General features: G+C 68.4%; 18 protein-coding genes and 1 tRNA gene. 5 read left to right on the top strand and 14 right to left on the bottom strand.

Annotated elements, in window-relative coordinates:
- Positions 1–29 precede the first annotated feature (29 nt).
- On the top strand, positions 30–593 hold the full coding sequence (locus ACIBG5_RS08350; RefSeq protein ID WP_396390866.1) for a LytR C-terminal domain-containing protein: 564 nt from the start codon (positions 30–32) through the stop codon (positions 591–593).
- A 341-nt stretch (positions 594–934) separates the two neighbouring features.
- Here the strand turns inward: ACIBG5_RS08350 and ACIBG5_RS08345 are convergent, their stop codons facing one another.
- The 6 genes from ACIBG5_RS08345 to ACIBG5_RS08320 form a co-directional block, all read right to left on the bottom strand.
- On the bottom strand, positions 935–1,417 hold the full coding sequence (locus ACIBG5_RS08345; RefSeq protein ID WP_396390865.1) for a hypothetical protein: 483 nt from the start codon (positions 1,415–1,417) through the stop codon (positions 935–937).
- A 42-nt stretch (positions 1,418–1,459) separates the two neighbouring features.
- On the bottom strand, positions 1,460–2,971 hold the full coding sequence (locus ACIBG5_RS08340; RefSeq protein ID WP_396390864.1) for a potassium/proton antiporter: 1,512 nt from the start codon (positions 2,969–2,971) through the stop codon (positions 1,460–1,462).
- 95 nt (positions 2,972–3,066) lie between these two features.
- A tRNA-Ser gene (locus ACIBG5_RS08335) sits at positions 3,067–3,157 on the bottom strand.
- Positions 3,158–3,170: 13 nt separating this feature from the next.
- Positions 3,171–3,599, bottom strand: a complete 429-nt coding sequence (locus ACIBG5_RS08330; protein WP_396390863.1) for a nucleoside deaminase — start codon at positions 3,597–3,599, stop codon at positions 3,171–3,173.
- Positions 3,600–3,630: 31 nt separating this feature from the next.
- A complete protein-coding gene (locus ACIBG5_RS08325; protein WP_337589493.1) occupies positions 3,631–4,128 on the bottom strand; it encodes a tRNA adenosine deaminase-associated protein in 498 nt (165 codons plus the stop codon).
- A gap of 96 nt (positions 4,129–4,224) precedes the next feature.
- Positions 4,225–4,395, bottom strand: coding sequence for a hypothetical protein (locus ACIBG5_RS08320; RefSeq protein WP_165556040.1), 171 nt, complete (start codon positions 4,393–4,395; stop codon positions 4,225–4,227).
- A 106-nt stretch (positions 4,396–4,501) separates the two neighbouring features.
- On the opposite strand from ACIBG5_RS08320, the gene upp reads away from it, so the two are divergent.
- Positions 4,502–5,143: a uracil phosphoribosyltransferase gene (upp, locus tag ACIBG5_RS08315; RefSeq protein ID WP_396390862.1), complete on the top strand. Its 642-nt coding sequence runs from the start codon at positions 4,502–4,504 to the stop codon at positions 5,141–5,143.
- A gap of 106 nt (positions 5,144–5,249) precedes the next feature.
- Here the strand turns inward: upp and ACIBG5_RS08310 are convergent, their stop codons facing one another.
- The 3 genes from ACIBG5_RS08310 to ACIBG5_RS08300 all read right to left on the bottom strand — a co-directional run bounded on the left by ACIBG5_RS08310 (position 5,250) and on the right by ACIBG5_RS08300 (position 8,237).
- On the bottom strand, positions 5,250–6,215 hold the full coding sequence (locus ACIBG5_RS08310) for a hypothetical protein (RefSeq protein ID WP_396390861.1): 966 nt from the start codon (positions 6,213–6,215) through the stop codon (positions 5,250–5,252).
- Positions 6,216–6,293: 78 nt separating this feature from the next.
- Positions 6,294–7,220, bottom strand: coding sequence for a 1,4-dihydroxy-2-naphthoyl-CoA synthase (locus ACIBG5_RS08305; protein WP_396390860.1), 927 nt, complete (start codon positions 7,218–7,220; stop codon positions 6,294–6,296).
- A gap of 3 nt (positions 7,221–7,223) precedes the next feature.
- Entirely contained in the window at positions 7,224–8,237 is a 1,014-nt protein-coding gene (locus ACIBG5_RS08300) for a LacI family DNA-binding transcriptional regulator (protein ID WP_396390859.1), read from the bottom strand.
- A gap of 168 nt (positions 8,238–8,405) precedes the next feature.
- Here ACIBG5_RS08300 and ACIBG5_RS08295 point away from each other — a divergent pair, with 168 nt between their 5' ends.
- Positions 8,406–10,346: a Xaa-Pro dipeptidyl-peptidase gene (locus tag ACIBG5_RS08295; RefSeq protein ID WP_396390858.1), complete on the top strand. Its 1,941-nt coding sequence runs from the start codon at positions 8,406–8,408 to the stop codon at positions 10,344–10,346.
- A 24-nt stretch (positions 10,347–10,370) separates the two neighbouring features.
- Here the strand turns inward: ACIBG5_RS08295 and ACIBG5_RS08290 are convergent, their stop codons facing one another.
- Positions 10,371–10,976: a GNAT family N-acetyltransferase gene (locus ACIBG5_RS08290; RefSeq protein WP_396390857.1), complete on the bottom strand. Its 606-nt coding sequence runs from the start codon at positions 10,974–10,976 to the stop codon at positions 10,371–10,373.
- Positions 10,977–11,374: 398 nt separating this feature from the next.
- On the bottom strand, positions 11,375–12,301 hold the full coding sequence (locus tag ACIBG5_RS08285; RefSeq protein ID WP_396390856.1) for a helix-turn-helix domain-containing protein: 927 nt from the start codon (positions 12,299–12,301) through the stop codon (positions 11,375–11,377).
- A gap of 160 nt (positions 12,302–12,461) precedes the next feature.
- On the opposite strand from ACIBG5_RS08285, the gene ACIBG5_RS08280 reads away from it, so the two are divergent.
- Entirely contained in the window at positions 12,462–12,791 is a 330-nt protein-coding gene (locus ACIBG5_RS08280; protein ID WP_396390855.1) for a PadR family transcriptional regulator, read from the top strand.
- Positions 12,788–14,023, top strand: a complete 1,236-nt coding sequence (locus tag ACIBG5_RS08275) for a DUF1700 domain-containing protein (RefSeq protein WP_396390854.1) — start codon at positions 12,788–12,790, stop codon at positions 14,021–14,023. Before ACIBG5_RS08280 ends, ACIBG5_RS08275 begins: the two co-directional genes overlap by 4 nt.
- On the opposite strand, the gene ACIBG5_RS08270 is transcribed toward ACIBG5_RS08275, so the two are convergent.
- Genes ACIBG5_RS08270 through ACIBG5_RS08260 form a run of 3 tightly spaced genes read right to left on the bottom strand, consistent with a single transcriptional unit; the run spans position 14,020 to position 16,165 of the window.
- Complete coding sequence (locus ACIBG5_RS08270) at positions 14,020–14,742, bottom strand: GNAT family N-acetyltransferase (protein ID WP_396390853.1); 723 nt, start codon at positions 14,740–14,742, stop codon at positions 14,020–14,022. The two genes, ACIBG5_RS08275 and ACIBG5_RS08270, sit on opposite strands and share 4 nt — an antisense overlap.
- Before the next feature lie 14 nt (positions 14,743–14,756).
- The gene (locus ACIBG5_RS08265) at positions 14,757–15,755 is read right to left on the bottom strand and encodes an adenylate/guanylate cyclase domain-containing protein (protein ID WP_396390852.1); all 999 of its coding nucleotides are present in this window, start codon (positions 15,753–15,755) and stop codon (positions 14,757–14,759) included.
- 14 nt (positions 15,756–15,769) lie between these two features.
- Positions 15,770–16,165, bottom strand: a complete 396-nt coding sequence (locus ACIBG5_RS08260; protein WP_131365731.1) for a cyclic nucleotide-binding domain-containing protein — start codon at positions 16,163–16,165, stop codon at positions 15,770–15,772.
- Between the last annotated feature and the right edge of the window lie 10 nt (positions 16,166–16,175).

Genomic DNA, 16,175 nt, shown 5'->3' with positions numbered 1-16,175 from the left:
CAGATGCCTGCTCACGGGGGGTTGAGCCGATGACCGCGATCCATCCACAGCCGAGGCCGCATTCGCGGATCCATTGGCGTACGCCGATCACGATGGTGGCCCTGCTGGTGATCCTGGTCGGCGGCGCCTGGTGGGGCTGGAACTCGTTGATCAACAGCAGCGCCGAGCCGACCTGCGTCGACCAGAAGCTGCCGAACAACCGCCTGGTGCCCAAGCAGGTGGTGGTGAACGTCTACAACGGTGGAGCCAAGGCGGGTACGGCGGCAGCCGTGGCCGACATGCTGAAGAAGCGCGGGTTCCACGTCGCGAGGATCGCGAACGAGCCGAAGGGCGACAAGATCGACGTCGTCGCGATCCGCGGTGCGACCGACAAGTCGCCTGAACTCCTCCTGGTCGCCGGCCAACTCAGCCAGAAGGCCCTGACCATCGGCGACGAGCGCACCGACCACACCGTTGACCTGGTCGTCGGCCCCCGCTACACCAGCCTCAAGCCCAAAGGCCTCCCCTCCATAGCCCTGGCCCCCGACACCACCCTCTGCCTCCCCGTCATCCACACCCCCCAACCCATCCCCTCCGGCCAAAACCCAAACTGATCAGTCGGTCGCCTTCGGGTGCCCGGTCCCCGCGTACGTGATCCACACCGTCCGCACCTCCGGGTCGACGAGATACCAGATCCGCCCCCCACCAGTAACCTCGTACTGCCACTGCTCGAGCCCGGCGACAATCGCCAGATCGAACTTCAGCCGCTGACGACGAGCTGATCGCGGGGAGGGCTGGGGCTCGGTTCTGATGTCTTGCCACGCCTTGGCAGTGTTGCCGGGCGCCTGGCGACAGAGCTCCTCCCAACCCTTCGCGGCAGGCGAGCTGTGAAACCCGACGTCCCAGTGATCCGGCCGTGGGGGAGGAGCGACCCGATCACCACGTTTCGCCGGAGTCACTCGACCGTTGGCCGCGGCACAGGACCGAAGTCGCCACCACGCGGCGAGCTCAGAATGGCAAGCAACTCGGGATCGGCGTGGATCTCGGCGGTGCTCCGCCACTCGATGATCAGCTGTAGCACAGGCGCCGGGATGTCGAGGTCCATGCTCGCCTCCATCACGTCGACGAGTTCCTGCGCGAAGGCCGCTTGGCCGTCCACAGGCAGGAACTTGATCCACGGAAAGACCTGCGGTAGGACATCGAGCAGGTACTGCGAACGCACGGTTGGGTTGCTCATCACCGCCCGCAGCATTCGCACGGTGATCACGGCCAACTCATGCTCTTCGTCTGCCCGGGCAACCGTGGTCAGGACCAGGTCGTCCTCGGAGCCGCGGCGGTGGACTCGGAGGGCGCGCCGACGGCTCGACTTCAGCTTTTCCACTGTTTCGTTCGGGCGCTGGAGTAGGTCGGAGAAGTTCACTTCCTGCAGTTCCGGCATACTTCAAAAGTAGTTCAGAACTCACCGCTGGGCAAACCGCTTTCAGTGTTGTTCGCGGCCTCGTTCGCCGAACCAGCCGGCCAGGCGGCCGGCTCGGGAGACGGCGCGGAGGCGGCGGGCGGTCTGGTCGCGGAGCGGGCTGGGGGCGACGACGAGGAGGGAGTCGCCGGCTCGGAGGACGGTCCGGCGGTCGGGGACGAACGCGCGGTCGCCGCGGATGATCAGCGAGACGGACACGCCGACGGGCAGGCGCAGTTCGCCGATCTCGACGCCGGCCAGGCGCGACTCGCTCGGTACGTGCACCTGGAGCATGTCGGCCCCGAGCGACTCCAGCGGCGCGACGTCGATGTCCACCTCGTACGACGCGTTCTCGTCGAGCACCTTCAACCGGCGGGCCAGCCACGGCAGGGACGGACCCTGCAGCAGCGTGAACAGCAGGACCAGCACGAACACCACGTCGAAGATCCGGTCGGCCTGAGGCACGCCCGCCGCCAGCGGGATGGTCGCCAGCACGATCGGCACCGCACCGCGGAGGCCCGCCCACGCGATGAACGTCTGCTCGCTCCACGGCATCCGGAACGGCGCCGCCGACACCGCCACCGACGCGAACCGCCCGACCACGGTCACCGCGACCCCGATCACCAGCGCGATCACCAGGTCGTCCAGCCCGATCCGGTCCGGGGACGCGAGCAGCCCGAGCATGATGAACAGCCCGATCTGCGCCAGCCAGGCGATCCCGTCGACGAACGACCGGGTCGCCAGCCGGTGTGGCAACTCGGCCCGCCCGAGGATCAGCGACGTCACGTAGACCGCCGCGAACCCCGACACATGCAGCAGCACCGCCCCACCGGCGTACGAAAGGAACGCGAGCGACAGGACCGCGACCGGGTACAGACCGGCCGAGCCGAGCGCGACCCGGCGGAGCAGGCCGACGCTGACCCAACCGATCAGGAACCCGAACAGCGCGCCGACGACCAGCTCGTAGAGCACCAGACCGCTGAAGTACCAGATGCCCTTCTCGCCGACCTCGCCCGTGCTCACCAACGTGACCAGCAAGACCGTCGGCGCGTCGTTCAGACCGGACTCGGCCTCGAGCGCACCCCGCAACCTCGGTCTGATCGGGACCCGGCGCAGTACGGAGAAGACCGCAGCGGCGTCGGTCGGCGAGGTGACCGCGCCGAGCAGGACCGCGAATTGCCAGTTCAGCCCCAGAACGAAGTGCGCCACACACGCGACCACCCCGACGCTGATCGCGACGCCGACGGTCGCCAGTACGACGCCCAGTGGCATCACCGGGCGTACTTCGTTCCACCGGGTGGTCAGACCGCCCTCGGTCAGGATCACCACCAGCGCGGCGAACCCGAGGGCATGCGCCAGCTGCGCGTCCTCGAAGTGGATGTGTCCCGGGCCGGACTCGCCCAGCACCAGGCCCATCCCGAGGTAGATCAGCAGCGAGGGGAGCCCGAGCCGTCCGGACAACCGGACCGCGACGATCGCGACCAGCAGCACCGCCGCGCCGGCCAGGAGAATCCTGTCGAGCTCCGTGACATCCATTGGGGCCCCCCGCTGCGTCAGGTCCCGAGAGACGAAAACCCTGACGCATCACACAGCATCAGGGTCTCCGGCCTTCTTCCACCCGCGAAGGTGGTTGGCGGTGGCGGAGGGATTTGAACCCTCGGACGGGGGTTGCCCGTCACGCGCTTTCGAGGCGCGCTCCTTCGGCCGCTCGGACACGCCACCGCCGGAGAGGCTATCAAGGTCTGTGCCCGATGAAGAAATCGCGCAGCCGCGCGCCCGCCTCGTCGGCCATCACACCGCCGACCACTTCGGGCCGATGATTGAGCCGACGGTCCCGGACGACGTCCCACAACGAACCCACCGCGCCCGCCTTCTCGTCGTACGCCGCGAAGATCAGCCGGTCGAGCCGGGACAGCACGACAGCACCCGCGCACATCGTGCAGGGCTCGAGCGTGACCACGAGAGTGCAGCCGGTGAGCCGCCATTCGCCCACGTGCCGGGCGGCCGCACGGATCGCGAGTACTTCGGCATGCGCGGTCGGATCGCCCGTCGCTTCCCGCACGTTGTGACCACGTCCGATCACCTCGCCCGAAGCGTCCACCACGATCGCCCCGATCGGTACGTCGGGCAGCGCCTTCTCGCCTTCCGCCAGCGCCAGGGCCATCAGCCGGGCCCACTCTCGCTGGACCGCCGGGCTAACCAAGGGCTTCGATCGCCTCGTGGAACTGGTTGCCGAACCCAAGGGCCTCGGCGACCTCCTCGAGCATCTCCTCCGGGTAGAGGTCGACGTCGTCGCACAGCGCGCCAAGGTCCATCGCGCTCATGCCGAGGTCGGCGATGATCGCCAGGTCACCGGCCGGGACCTGTTCGTCGTCGTCATCGGCCAGCGGGATGTCCAGCTCGTCCACCACCTGCCGGGCCAGCGGCCACTCGGTCGCGGCGGTGACGTCGGAGATCAGCAACCGGGCCCGGCCGCCGATCACGCGCAGCAGCAGGAAGAAGTCCTCGTCGACCGAGATCATCCCCAGCACCCCGGCCTCACCGGGGTAGCGGCGCAGGGCCGACACCAGAGTGGACAACTCAGGCTCACCGCGCAGCACCAGCGGGGTGACGTTCCACACGCCGTCCTCGGTGTAAGCGGCGACCGCGAAGTCGAGGTCGGTGGTCATCGGCCCAGCCGTGGCATCAGACACCGGATCATCGTCGCAGACTCGCGCCGTACAAGGGAGATATTCGCGATCTCGACGTGATATCGGTACCGCGAACACACGGAGTCACGACGCTTGCTCTCAGTGATGATACGTCGCTCTGCGCATCGCTTCCCGGAGCTGCCGGACCCGGGCTCGCCGGGGTGCGATCCGATCCCGGAGTGCGCGCGCCTCCTCGAGCTCCCGGAGGAATGCCGCACGGCGACGGAGGCGGTCGAGTTGTTCGGGCGTCTTGGCACCGCTGTCCGTCATCGGCGTACTCCCTGGGGGGCGAGGCAGGGCTCATTCCAATGCACTTTCGAGTCTGACAGCGAGCGAGCTTCCCCGCGCCGAATCGCCGACGGTACCGTTCCGGCTTATGCAGATCCTCGTCGTGGACCACCCGCTCGTCGCCCACAAGCTCACCGCGCTGCGGGACGAGCTCACGGATTCGCCCACGTTCCGGCGGCTGACCGAGGAGCTCGTCACGCTGCTCGCCTACGAGGCGACCCGCGACGTCCGCACCGGCCCGGTCACCGTGCAGACCCCGGTCGCCGAGGCCCAGGGCGTCAAGCTGTCCGCGCCGAAGCCGCTGGTCGTCCCGATCCTGCGGGCCGGTCTCGGCATGCTGGAGGGGATGTCGCGGCTGCTGCCGACCGCGGAGGTCGGCTTCCTCGGCATGATCCGCGACGAGGAGACCCTGCGCGCCTCGACGTACGCCGAACGCCTGCCGGAGGACCTGTCCGGTCGGCAGTGCTACGTCCTGGACCCGATGCTGGCGACCGGCGGGACGTTGTCCGCGGCGATCCAGTTCCTGGTCGATCGCGGCGCGGACCACATCACGGCGATCTGCCTGCTGGCCGCGCCCGAAGGCGTCGAGCACGTGGAGCGCGAACTCACCCACCTCGACGTCCCCTGCAACCTCGTCATCGCCGGCATGGACTCGCACCTGAACGAGAAGGGCTACATAGTCCCCGGCCTGGGCGACGCCGGCGACCGCTTGTACGGCGTGGCGCAGTAGAGGAAAGCGGGAGTTGACGGAAGGCACTGGGCGACGCCGGCGACCGCCTGTACGGCGTGGCGCAGTAAGACGCCGGTGATCGTTTGTACGGCATCGCCCAGTAGGGCTAGACGAGGGTGTTGCGGAAGAAGAGGTTGGCGCGCCGGTCGCCGGTGACGCCGGAGGCGAACCCGAAGCAGAGCCGCGGGCGCCCGAACCGGTCGACGTGCACGCCGACGCCTTCGGCCTCGCGATACACCAGGTCTGCCCCGTCCAGGATTCGCACGGACTCGACGACCTGGCCGCTGTTGATGTCGAAGCACCAGAGCTTCGAGGTGAACAGTGCCGGATCGGGCGCACCGGTGTACGCCTCACCCTCCCAGAGGTAGACGTACGAGCCGTACAGCGCCCAGCCCTGGAAGTCGATGCCCTCGGTCATCGCGGGCTGCTTGAACGACGTGATCGGGCGTGAGAAGTCGCCCGCCCGGGCGGCGATCAGCGAGTAGACGTTGATGTGGAAGCCGTCGGACAGCGTGTGCCGGATCCCGATCTGTCCGTGCCGCTGATCCACCGACGGGGTGAACACGGCACCGTCCGCGACCGGCTTCCAGCTCCGCAGCCCCGGGGACTCCTTGGTCAGCGTCGCGCCGTCCTGCCAGCGGAAGCGGGCGATCTGGCGGCCTCGGGCGTTCACCGTGTCCACATCGGTCTCGGTCCACAGGTACGTCGTACGCCCGACCGCCTCGGCCCCGATCGAGACGGCGTGACCGAACCCGCTCAGGTACATGTGCCCGACGACGTCACCGGCGAGACTGAGCTGCGTCAGCGTGAGATCACCGCTGTTCGAGGCTGTCTTGGAGCGCAGTTGCCCGGTGAAGAGCCGCTGGTTCACGTTGTCGAAGGCAATCGACTGCATAACCGTCACGTCGGCCAGCGGCTTGCTGCGGAACAGTTCGCCACCCGGCCCGTCCAGGGCGAAACGTCGGCTCGGCGGGAGGCTGGATGGGCGGGCGACGGCGGGTGATCCGACGGCACCGGCGACGAGCATCGCACCGGCACCGGCCAGCAACCCACGGCGGGAGAGGTTGTCCATAGCGCCGACCGTAGGCGATCTACCGCGAACTGTCAGCAGTTCGCGCAAGATTTTCTGCTAACTAACCATCCATGAGTGTTAGAACGCGTAGGGGTACGGCGACCAGTCGGCCGGGCGCTTCTCCAGGAACGCGTCGCGACCCTCGGCAGCCTCGTCGGTGCCGTACGCGAGCCGGGTCGCCTCACCGGCGAACAACTGCTGGCCGACCAGCCCGTCGTCGATCAGGTTGAACGCGTACTTGAGCATCCGCTGCGCGGTCGGCGACTTCCCGCAGATCTTCCGGCCCCACTCCAGCGCGACCGCCTCGAGCTCGGCGTGCGGCACGACCTTGTTGACCATGCCCATCCGGTACGCGTCCTCCGCGGAGTACTCGTCCCCCAGGAAGAAGATCTCCCGCGCGAACTTCTGCCCCACCTGCCGGGCCAGGTACGCCGAACCGAAGCCACCGTCGAACGACGCCACATCCGAGTCGGTCTGCTTGAACCGCGCGTGTTCCGCGGACGCCAGCGTCAGGTCCGCGACGACGTGCAGGCTGTGCCCGCCACCCGCGGCCCAGCCCGGTACGACGCAGATGACGACCTTCGACATGAACCGGATCAACCGCTGTACCTCGAGGATGTGCAGCCGGCCGGCCTTCGCCGGGTCGATGCTCTCCGCCGTGGTGCCCTCGGCGTACTTGTAACCGTCCTTGCCCCGGATCCGCTGGTCGCCGCCCGAGCAGAACGCCCAGCCGCCGTCCCGCGGCGACGGTCCGTTGCCGGTGAGCAGCACGCAGCCGACGTCGGTGGACATCCGCGCGTGGTCCATCACCCGGTACAGCTCGTCCACGGTGTGCGGCCGGAACGCGTTGCGCACCTCTGGCCGGTTGAACGCGATCCGCACCACCCCCGCGTCGACCGCCCGGTGGTAGGTGATGTCGGTCAACTCGAACCCGTCCACCTGCTTCCAGGCCGACGGGTCGAAGATCTCGGAGACGAACGCGGACTCGGTCACGTCCGCGAGCATATTTCAGGCTCTGGCGGTACTTTCGCGCAGGACCACCTCGGCCTTGAACGTCTCCGTAGTCGGCTCGCCACCCGCGATCGCCAGCTCCAGCGCGCGCCGGCCCATCTGCTCCAACGGCAGCCGAACCGTGGTCAGCCCCGGCCACACGTCTCGCAGCGTCGCGATGTCGTCGAAACCGGCCACGCCGATCTCGTTCGGTACGTCGACCCCGCGCGCCCGCAACGCCGACATCGCGCCGACCGCCATCACGTCGTTCACCGCGAACAGGCAATCCACGTCGGCCTTGCGATCCAGCAGTTCGCCGGCAGCGGCGTACCCACCGTCGCGAGTGAACTCGCCGGCTTGCACCACCAGCGGCTGCAGTCCTGCGTCGGCGAGTGCGGCAACGAATCCCTCGCGCCGATCGCGCGCGGTCGCCAGACTGTCCGGTCCACCGAGTACGGCGAACTTGCGCCAGCCCAACCGCACCAGCGAACGCGCCATCTCGGCCGCACCGGCACGGTTGTCGGGCTCGATCGTGTGCGCAGGCATCCCGGACTGGCTGACCAGGGCGAGGCCGGCGCCGGAGTTGAGGAACGTCTCCACCTCGGTCGCCGTCCGCGCAAGGCTCGCCTCATCAGTACGCCGGCTGCCGATCATCACCGCGGCCCGCGCCCGCTGCGCCCGCAACGACGACAGGTAGGCGATCTCGCGGTCGGAGTCGCGGAACGTGCTGGCCATCATCACCAGCAGGTTGCGTTCGTCCGCGGCCCGCATCACGCCGTTCGCGATCGCCGCGAAGTACGGGTCCTCGATGTCGTGCACGAGGATGCCGACCAGGTTGGTCGACGACTTCGCCAGGGCCTGCGCCTGCGCGTTCGGCGTGTAGCCGAGTTCGTCGGCGGCGGCCTTGACCCGTTCCTGCAGCTCCGGACGGGGCACCCGGTCCCCTCCGTTGAGCACGCGAGAGGCGGTCGCGACCGACACACCCGCGCGCTGTGCCACGTCCAGCAATGTCACCGGTGCTCGAAGATTCACTGGCCTACCCTTCCGTACTCTCCCCCTGGGCGGTGGCGGTCACCCTATCGGAATTCGCGCTCCGTCACCGCTGCACAGCCACGTCCGGTCACGCTGTGTGCAGTCAAGTCGCTGCCAATCCCGGCAGAACCTGGCATTGGGACGCGGGAGTGACTAGCCTTCCCAGCCATGACGACCGTCCGCGCCAGGATGACGATCCTGGTCTCGTCCACCGTGCTCAGCCTTGCAACCGTGACCGGTACCGCTGCGGCTGCGCCGCTCCCGGACGACTCCGGTACGCCGGTCACTCCGCCACCGGCCGCGACCGGCGTACCACCGTACGTCGACCCGGCCACGCACAGCACCGAGCCGATCTACGACTACGCCTCCGCGGTCCGCGAGTCCGTGTACGTCGACACCACGATGGACTCCGACTCCGACGGCAAGGACGACGTGATCGCGGTCGACATCGTGCGGCCGAGCGAGACCGAACTGACCGGCCTGCGCATCCCGGTGATCATGGACGCGTCGCCGTACTACTCCTGCTGCGGACGCGGCAACGAGAGCGAGAAGAAGACGTACGACGAGAACGGCGTCATCCAGAAGATGCCGTTGTACTACGACAACTACTTCGTCCCGCGCGGGTACGCGGTCGTCGGCGTCGACATCGTCGGCACCGGCCGGTCGAGCGGTTGCGGCGACGTCGGCGGCAAGGACGAGATCGACTCCGTGGTTGCGGTGATCAACTGGCTGAACGGCCGCAACAGCGCACATACCGCGGACGGCCAACCAGTGCGCGCGACCTGGACCAACGGCGCGGTCGGCATGATCGGCAAGTCGTACGACGGCACGCTGGCCAACGGTGTCGCGGCGACTGGCGTACGCGGGCTGAAGACGATCGTGCCGATCTCGGCGATCTCCTCGTGGTACGACTACACCCGCTCCGGCGGTGTGCCGTACTCCGACGACTACATGCCCTGGCTGGGTGGGTACGTCGGCCACGACAGCCCTGCCTGTGAAGCGGTTCGCGGTGATCTCGGGGACAACGACGACGACGATACCGGCGACTACACGAAGTTCTGGGCCGAGCGGGACTATCTGAAGGACGCCGGCAAGGTGAAGGCGTCGGTGTTCATGACGCACGGTCTGAGCGACTACAACGTGCAGACCAACCACTTCTCCCAGTGGTGGGCGGCGCTGGGGAAGAACAACGTGCCGCGCAAGCTCTGGCTGGGTCTCGAGGACCATGTCGATCCGTTCGAGTTCCGCCGCGACGCATGGGTCGACGAACTGCACAAGTGGTTCGACTACTGGCTGCAGGGCCTGCAGAACGGTGTGATGAAGGAGCCGATGGCATCGGTCGAGACCGCGCCCGACGTGTGGCGCGACTACAAGACCTGGCCGGCCGTGAACCACTCGATCCCGGTGCCGCTGTCCTCCGGCAAACTAGGTGCCTTGGGCAAGGGATCCGTCACCGTCACCGACGATCCGGACCTGACGGAGGACGACATCGTCGCCGACCCGTCCGAGGTGATCGCGGGCCGGCAGATGTTCCTGTCCGCGCCACTGCCGCGGTCGATCCGGATCAGCGGTACGCCGACGGTGACGCTGAGGATCAAGTCCGACTCGATCACCACGCCGGTCACCGCGCGCCTGATCGAGTACGGCGATGCGGAGCGGTACACCGGCGTACGTCGTACCGATGACAGCACGTGTGAAGGGTCGAGCGTCGACTACGACGACAGTTGCTACTTCACTGTCGACAAGCTCACCGAGCAGAGCGACCACGGCATCGTCGGCCGCGGCTGGATCGACGCCGCCCACAGCGCCTCACTGAGCATGCCGACACCGCTCACGCCCGGCCAGTGGACCACGGTCGACGTCCCCCTCCGCGCCCAGGACGAGGTGATCCCGAAGGGCCGCATCCTCGGCCTCGCCGTCACCCTGTCCGACACCGAATGGACCACCCCCAACGACACCGGCGCCACCATCGACATCGACCTGGCCGGCAGCAAACTCAACCTCCCGCTCACGACCGGCGAGGTCCCGGCGCCGGCCAAGGTCCAGCCGATCGACGTAGACATCAAGACCCCGTCCCAACGCCCGGACCTCCACGACCCCACCAACTGAACTCCAGGCGACCAACGCGCGGGACTACTCGAACGTGAACCTGTAGACCTGGGACTCGCGGGGTTGGAAGCCTAGGCGTTGGTACAGGCGGTTTGCTGCTGCGCGCGACGGGCGAGACGTCAGGTCGACTGTCTTGGCGCCTGCCAACCGCGCGATGCGGAGGGCATCTTCAGTCAACGCAGCGCCGACTCCTTGGCCGCGTGCTGCGTCGTCGACCACGACGTCCTCGATCCGCGCCCGCAGGCCGGTGGGAATCGGGAACATCACCAACGTCAACGTGCCCACGATCGTGTCACCACTGCGCGCCAGCAGAACCGTGTTGGTCTGACAAGACACCAACCGCTCCAACGCCTCCCGATCGAGCGGCTCAGCCGACGCCGACAACTGCGGCATCAACCGGCCGAAAGCCTCTTCCACCTCGTCGGTGACCTCACCCAGCACCTCGATCGCAACACTCACAACCCGCACACTACTCAGCCGGCCAAAGAGCTGAAGCGGCCCCAGGCTACGAAGATCGCCATGGCGAGGTAGGCGACGCGAACCGAGCATCCGATAGGCCACCGCCACGAGACGAGCGCGCTGCTGGTCGAAGGCCCTCGCCAGGGCATCCTCCGGCCCTGTTCCGGTCACGTCGTTACCTTCCTCGAGCCACTCCCGTCATCAGTACGACGGAGCCGACAGCGCGAAGGTAACTGGTCGCCAGCAGCACACCAGGATTCTCCACCCACCGAGCCACCACCTACGAAGGCCAGGTCTGGTACGACGTCGCCGCCGAAGCCATCCGCTTTTCGAGAAGCCGTAGACGCTGGACTCGCGCAGTTGGAAGCCCAGGCGTTCGTACAGGCGGTTCGCGGCACCACGGGAAGGGCGGGAGGTCAGGTCCACGGTCTTCGCGCCGGCGAGGCCGGCCCTGCGGAGTGCGCCCTCCGTCAGGGCCGACAACTGCGGTATCAACCGCCCGAACGCCTCGGCCACCTCATTGGTGACCTCATCCAGTACTGCGATCGCAAACCCTCACACCCCACAGCCTATTTGCTTTCAGCAACGAACTGCATCGGGTCGCCGAAGCCGAGGTCGGTGATGCCGGCGGTGTAGAAGGCGCCGATCAGCAGTGAGCGCCGGTGGGCGGCGAACGTGAGTACGTGCGCGACCATTCCGCCGTACGTGAAGACGCGCGGTGGTTCGCACGTCGTGTCGACGAAGCTCTCGTCGAAGCGGCCGTCCTCGTTCAACTGGTTGACGAGGGCAACGAACCGCGATCCCGCCTGAGCGTGCCGGGTGCGGAGCTCGGAGATCGGTGTGACCACCTGCCGCCCGCACTCCGGCACCTGGAACGGTCGGTCCTCCACCGATGCCAGCCACATCTCCTCCTGCCAGACCAGCCGGTCCAGCAGGTACCGAATCGAGATGTCGTCGTCGATCCCTTCCACCGAGAGCTCGATCGGCCGGTCCAGCGTCGCCGCGTCGAGCCGCCCACCGCGCTCGATCATCTCGCCGGTCAACCAGACGTGGTGCTCGACCATCCTGACCAGTACGTCCATGCCTCTCACCTCTTCCCTGGCCGGCAGGCGCAGACCCGCCGGTGGCTGAAAATGAACCCCACTGGGCGCCGCCAGGAAGAACACCCGCGACGCCTCTCGCCGCCACTCCCGCGGCGACATCCCATAAGACCTGGCGAACGCCCGCGTGAACGCCTCGTGCGACCCGTACCCGGCCTCGACCGCGACATCCAGTACGGCGACCTGCTCGGCCAGCAACCGGTACGCCGCCCGTTCCAGCAACAACCGGCGCCGGAACGCGAACGGCGACTCACCCGCCACCGCCCCGATCACCCGATCGAAATGGAATCGCGACAGGTGCACCCGCCCCGCGAGATCGGAGCCGTTCACCACCTCACACGGCCCGGCCAACCCTTCGGCCACCACCGCCACGAATTTCTCGAACACATCCGCCATACCCCCACTCTGCACTCCCCACCCCCCAGCGCACTTGATCGAAATTGCGGACCACGGGTTGTCGCGGTGTGGAGTACTCCGCAGTGTGTAGTAGTGTGCTGGGTAGAGCACCGGGAGGATGGTCTGAGGGGTCCTTCCTCCCGGTGCGCCGAGGAGGGTCATGGACACGAGCCAGTTGCTCAAAGGTGTGCTGGATCTTGCCGTGCTTGCGGTGCTGCGGGATGCGGACGGCTACGGGTACGACGTACTGCGGCGGCTGCGGGCGGCAGGGCTGGAGGATGTCGCGGACGCGTCGGTGTACGGGACGTTGCGGCGGTTGTTCGCGGCGGGCGCTTTGACGTCGTACGTGCAACCGAGTGAGGAAGGGCCGCACCGGAAGTACTACGGGCTGAACAAGACCGGCCGTGAGCTGCTCGACCGGTCCACCCAGACCTGGAACCACTTCGCCGACACGATGTCGGTGCTGCTGCTGGACAAGGAGGCGGCGTGAACAGCACTCTGACCGGAGCGGTCGCGACCTACCTGGCCCAGGTGCGGGCCGAGCTGAGCGACCTGCCGGCCGGCGAGCTGGAGGACGTGCTCGAGGACGTCAGCGGTCACCTCTCCGAGGTGGTCGGCGAGTTCGACGAGGAGCCGACCTCCGCCGCCTTGCAGGAGCGGTTGGGCACGCCGCGGCAGTACGCCGACGAACTGCGGACCGCGGCCGGTTATCCGCCACGGACGCAGCCGGTCGCCGATCGCGACGCCGGCCGGAGGGCGCTGCGCTGGGGCCTGATCGCGGCCACCGTCGGCCCGTTCTTCGTTGCCATCGGCGTCTTCGCCTGGTCGCACGCGGAGAGCGCGTTCTTCGGGTTCGTCGGGTTCGCGGTGCTGTTCGGCGCGGCGTACCTCGGGGTCCGGGCGCTGCGCGGTCACGACCCCCGGATCGTGCTGGACACTCCTCGAGGTGAGCGGGGCGCGACCGCGATCCGCGACATGATCGAGCAGATCCCGCCGAACGTCCGGTACGAGCTCGTCTCGATCGGCCAGCCGGTCTGGTGGGTGGTCCGCGGCGTGATCGGTGGCGGCGGGTTCTTCGCGCTGTGGGGCGCCGGTGCGGTCACCGTGGTCGGCTCGCTGGCCGGCGCCGCGGTCTCGATCTGGATCGGCCGCCGGACCCAGCAGGACCGCCGCTGGCTGTGGTACGTCGTACCCCTCAACGTCGTCGCGACGATCGCCGTCCCGGCCTTCCTGGTCGCGGCGTACATGGGTGCGTCGTTCGGGTTCCTCAACAACTACGGCGACTACCGCGGCAGCTCGTCGTCGTACAACCCGCCGGACGGGCTCATGTACGGCGGGACGGACGTCTCGAACCTCTACCCGTTCGATGCCCAGGGCAAGCAGGTCTCAGTGCGTCTGTACGACCAGAACGGCAACCCGATCAGCCTGCCGCTGCAGGACTGCGCGGCGAACTACGGTGGGCACCAGCCACAGACCGGCAACCTCTTCCCGCAGGCCGTGGTCAGCCCGGACGAGAACGGGAACGTCGACGAGGCAACCTGCATGGACTCCGCCAAGGCGCCGTTCGTACCGCCACCGGCCCCGGCCACGTCACTCCCACCCACCCCGACTCCGAACCCGACGCCGACTCCCAACCCGACGCCGGCCAAGAGCACCCAGCCGACCGCCAAGGCCCCGACGCCGAAGCCAGGAGTCACGCTGACCGTCTCACCGACGCGCTAGCTCTCCATCCGGGCCGCGGCAACGCTGCGGTACGTGTATCCGAGCCGCCGGTAGACCGCGATCGCGGCAGCATTGTCGCGGTCCACCATCAGCGCCGCCCGCCCGTGCCGCTTGACCAGCTCGGCGGTCACGAACCCACACACCTGCCGCGACAACCCCTTGCCTCGAGCAACGGACCGGGTGGCGACTCCGGCCAGAAACCCGACCTCCGGCGCACTCCAGGCATCGGCCGCGATACTCAGCAGCTCACCACCGTCACCAGTCACCGCCGCCCACCGCCGTACGCCGCCACGCCCGGGCCACGCGTACGACGACGGCGAGGCCTCCGTCAGCAACTCCTCCACGCCGTCCTCGCCGTCGAGCCAGGCCGCCGTGGTCGTCACCACCGGCACCTCGGCCGTGTCCATCCAGCCGAACGATGCCGAGAATTCCATCCCCGGCACGCGATCCGCCAGCTCCCTCAGCAACTGCTCATCACCAAAAGGGCGGTACGTCGGTCCTACCTCGGCAACCACCTTCGACGTCAACCGAGCCACAGCGTCCACAGGCCCGGCGACAGCCAGTCGGTCCCGTTTCGAGAGATCCGGCGCCGCCACGGCCACCGCGTCGCCGTCGTACCAGGCTCGAACGCCTTCGCTGAAGCCTTGCCCCGCCCAGACGATCAACGGATCGCCGGCACTCGCCCGGATCAGGTCGGCCGCCGTCAGGATATTGCGCACGCAACTATTGTGACTCAACCCCTTTGGACGGCGTACGGGACGAGGTGGTGGTAGCCGCGGACCGAGACGCGGCGGAGGCGGCGCAGGCGGTAGGCGGGGTGACCGTCCAGGGCCGCGGCCAGCTCGCGGTCGACCAGGACGCGGCCGGGCTTGCACTCCGCGGTGAGGCGGGCGGCCAGGTTGACGACCTCGCCGTACACGTCGCCGAGCCGGATCAGGATGCTGCCGTAGGAGAGACCGATCCGCAGCGCGGGCAGGTCTCCGGCCGCGGTGACGGCTTCCTGCAGGGCCAGCGCGACCGCCGCGCCCTGGGCCGCGGTGTCGGTGACGAACAGGACCTCGTCGCCGATCGACTTGATCACCCGGCCGCCGTTCAGCGCGACGACGTCAGCGGCCATGCCCTCGAACCGCTCGATCAGCTGGCCGAGCTCTGTCTCGGTCATCCGCCGGGCCAGCCGGGTGTAGCTGACGATGTCGGCGAAGCCGACCGCCCGGATCCCGCGGGCCAGTTCGTCGGAGCCGGCCACCGCGCGCCCGGCCGCCGCGGCCAGGTGGCGGCGCCACACGTAGGTCTGCAGGCGCTCCATCGCGGGCAGCAGTTGCCCGGCCACCTCGATCGCCTCGTCCGCGGACAGCTTCGAGCCGCCCAGGAACTCCAGGAACATCGCGGACTGCCAGGACGCCAGCCGGGACTGGGTCTGGCCGAGCTTGCGGGCCAGCGACGACTCCATCTCCTCGGCGACGAAGTTGTCGTCCTCCAGCGCGGCGACCAGCCTCAGCGCCTCGACGTCGTCGTCGGTGAAGGCGACCTCGTCGTCCGGCACGGTCGCGAACCCGAGCGCGCGCCACATCCGCTCGGCCCGGTCGCTCGAGATCCCGGCCCGTTCCGACACCTCGAGCCGGGTGAATTTCCGCTCCCCGCCCAGCAACGCCCGCTCGAACTCCCGCTGCATGCCGGCCAGATCCACCTGCCCGTTCGCAGCCGGATCGGCGGCGCCAGGCTCAGGAACCACGACGCCGGAGTCCCTCAGGAGCCACGACGCTCGACGATGGTGGCGTCGATGGCATCGCGGAACGCGGGCAACTTGCGGGTCAGCTCGTCGAACTTCTCCCGGGTGAAGTGCAGCAGTTGCAGCCGCGACTTCGCGGTGACCGTTGCCGTGCGCAACGTGTTCTTCCGGACCGCGACCTCGCCGGCGATGTCACCCGGGCCGAGCTCGGCGATCTCCTCGCCCTTCACCCGGACCGCCGCCGTACCGCTCAGGATCAGGTACGCCGCGTCCGGCGGGGTCTGCTCCAGGATCAGCGACCAGCCGGCCGGCACGGAGACCTCCTCGCCGGCCCGGAAGATGTCCCTGATGTCACGTCCGGACAGATCCGCGAACAGCGGCAGGTCCCGCGGGGATGTCCTACCCAAAGCCACGTCGATCCTC

The sequence above is a fragment of the Kribbella sp. NPDC050241 genome (genome assembly GCF_044459685.1).
GTDB lineage: Bacteria > Actinomycetota > Actinomycetes > Propionibacteriales > Kribbellaceae > Kribbella.
The sequence above is the reverse complement of the archived record's forward strand: the minus strand, read 5'-3'. Positions and strand labels throughout refer to the sequence as shown.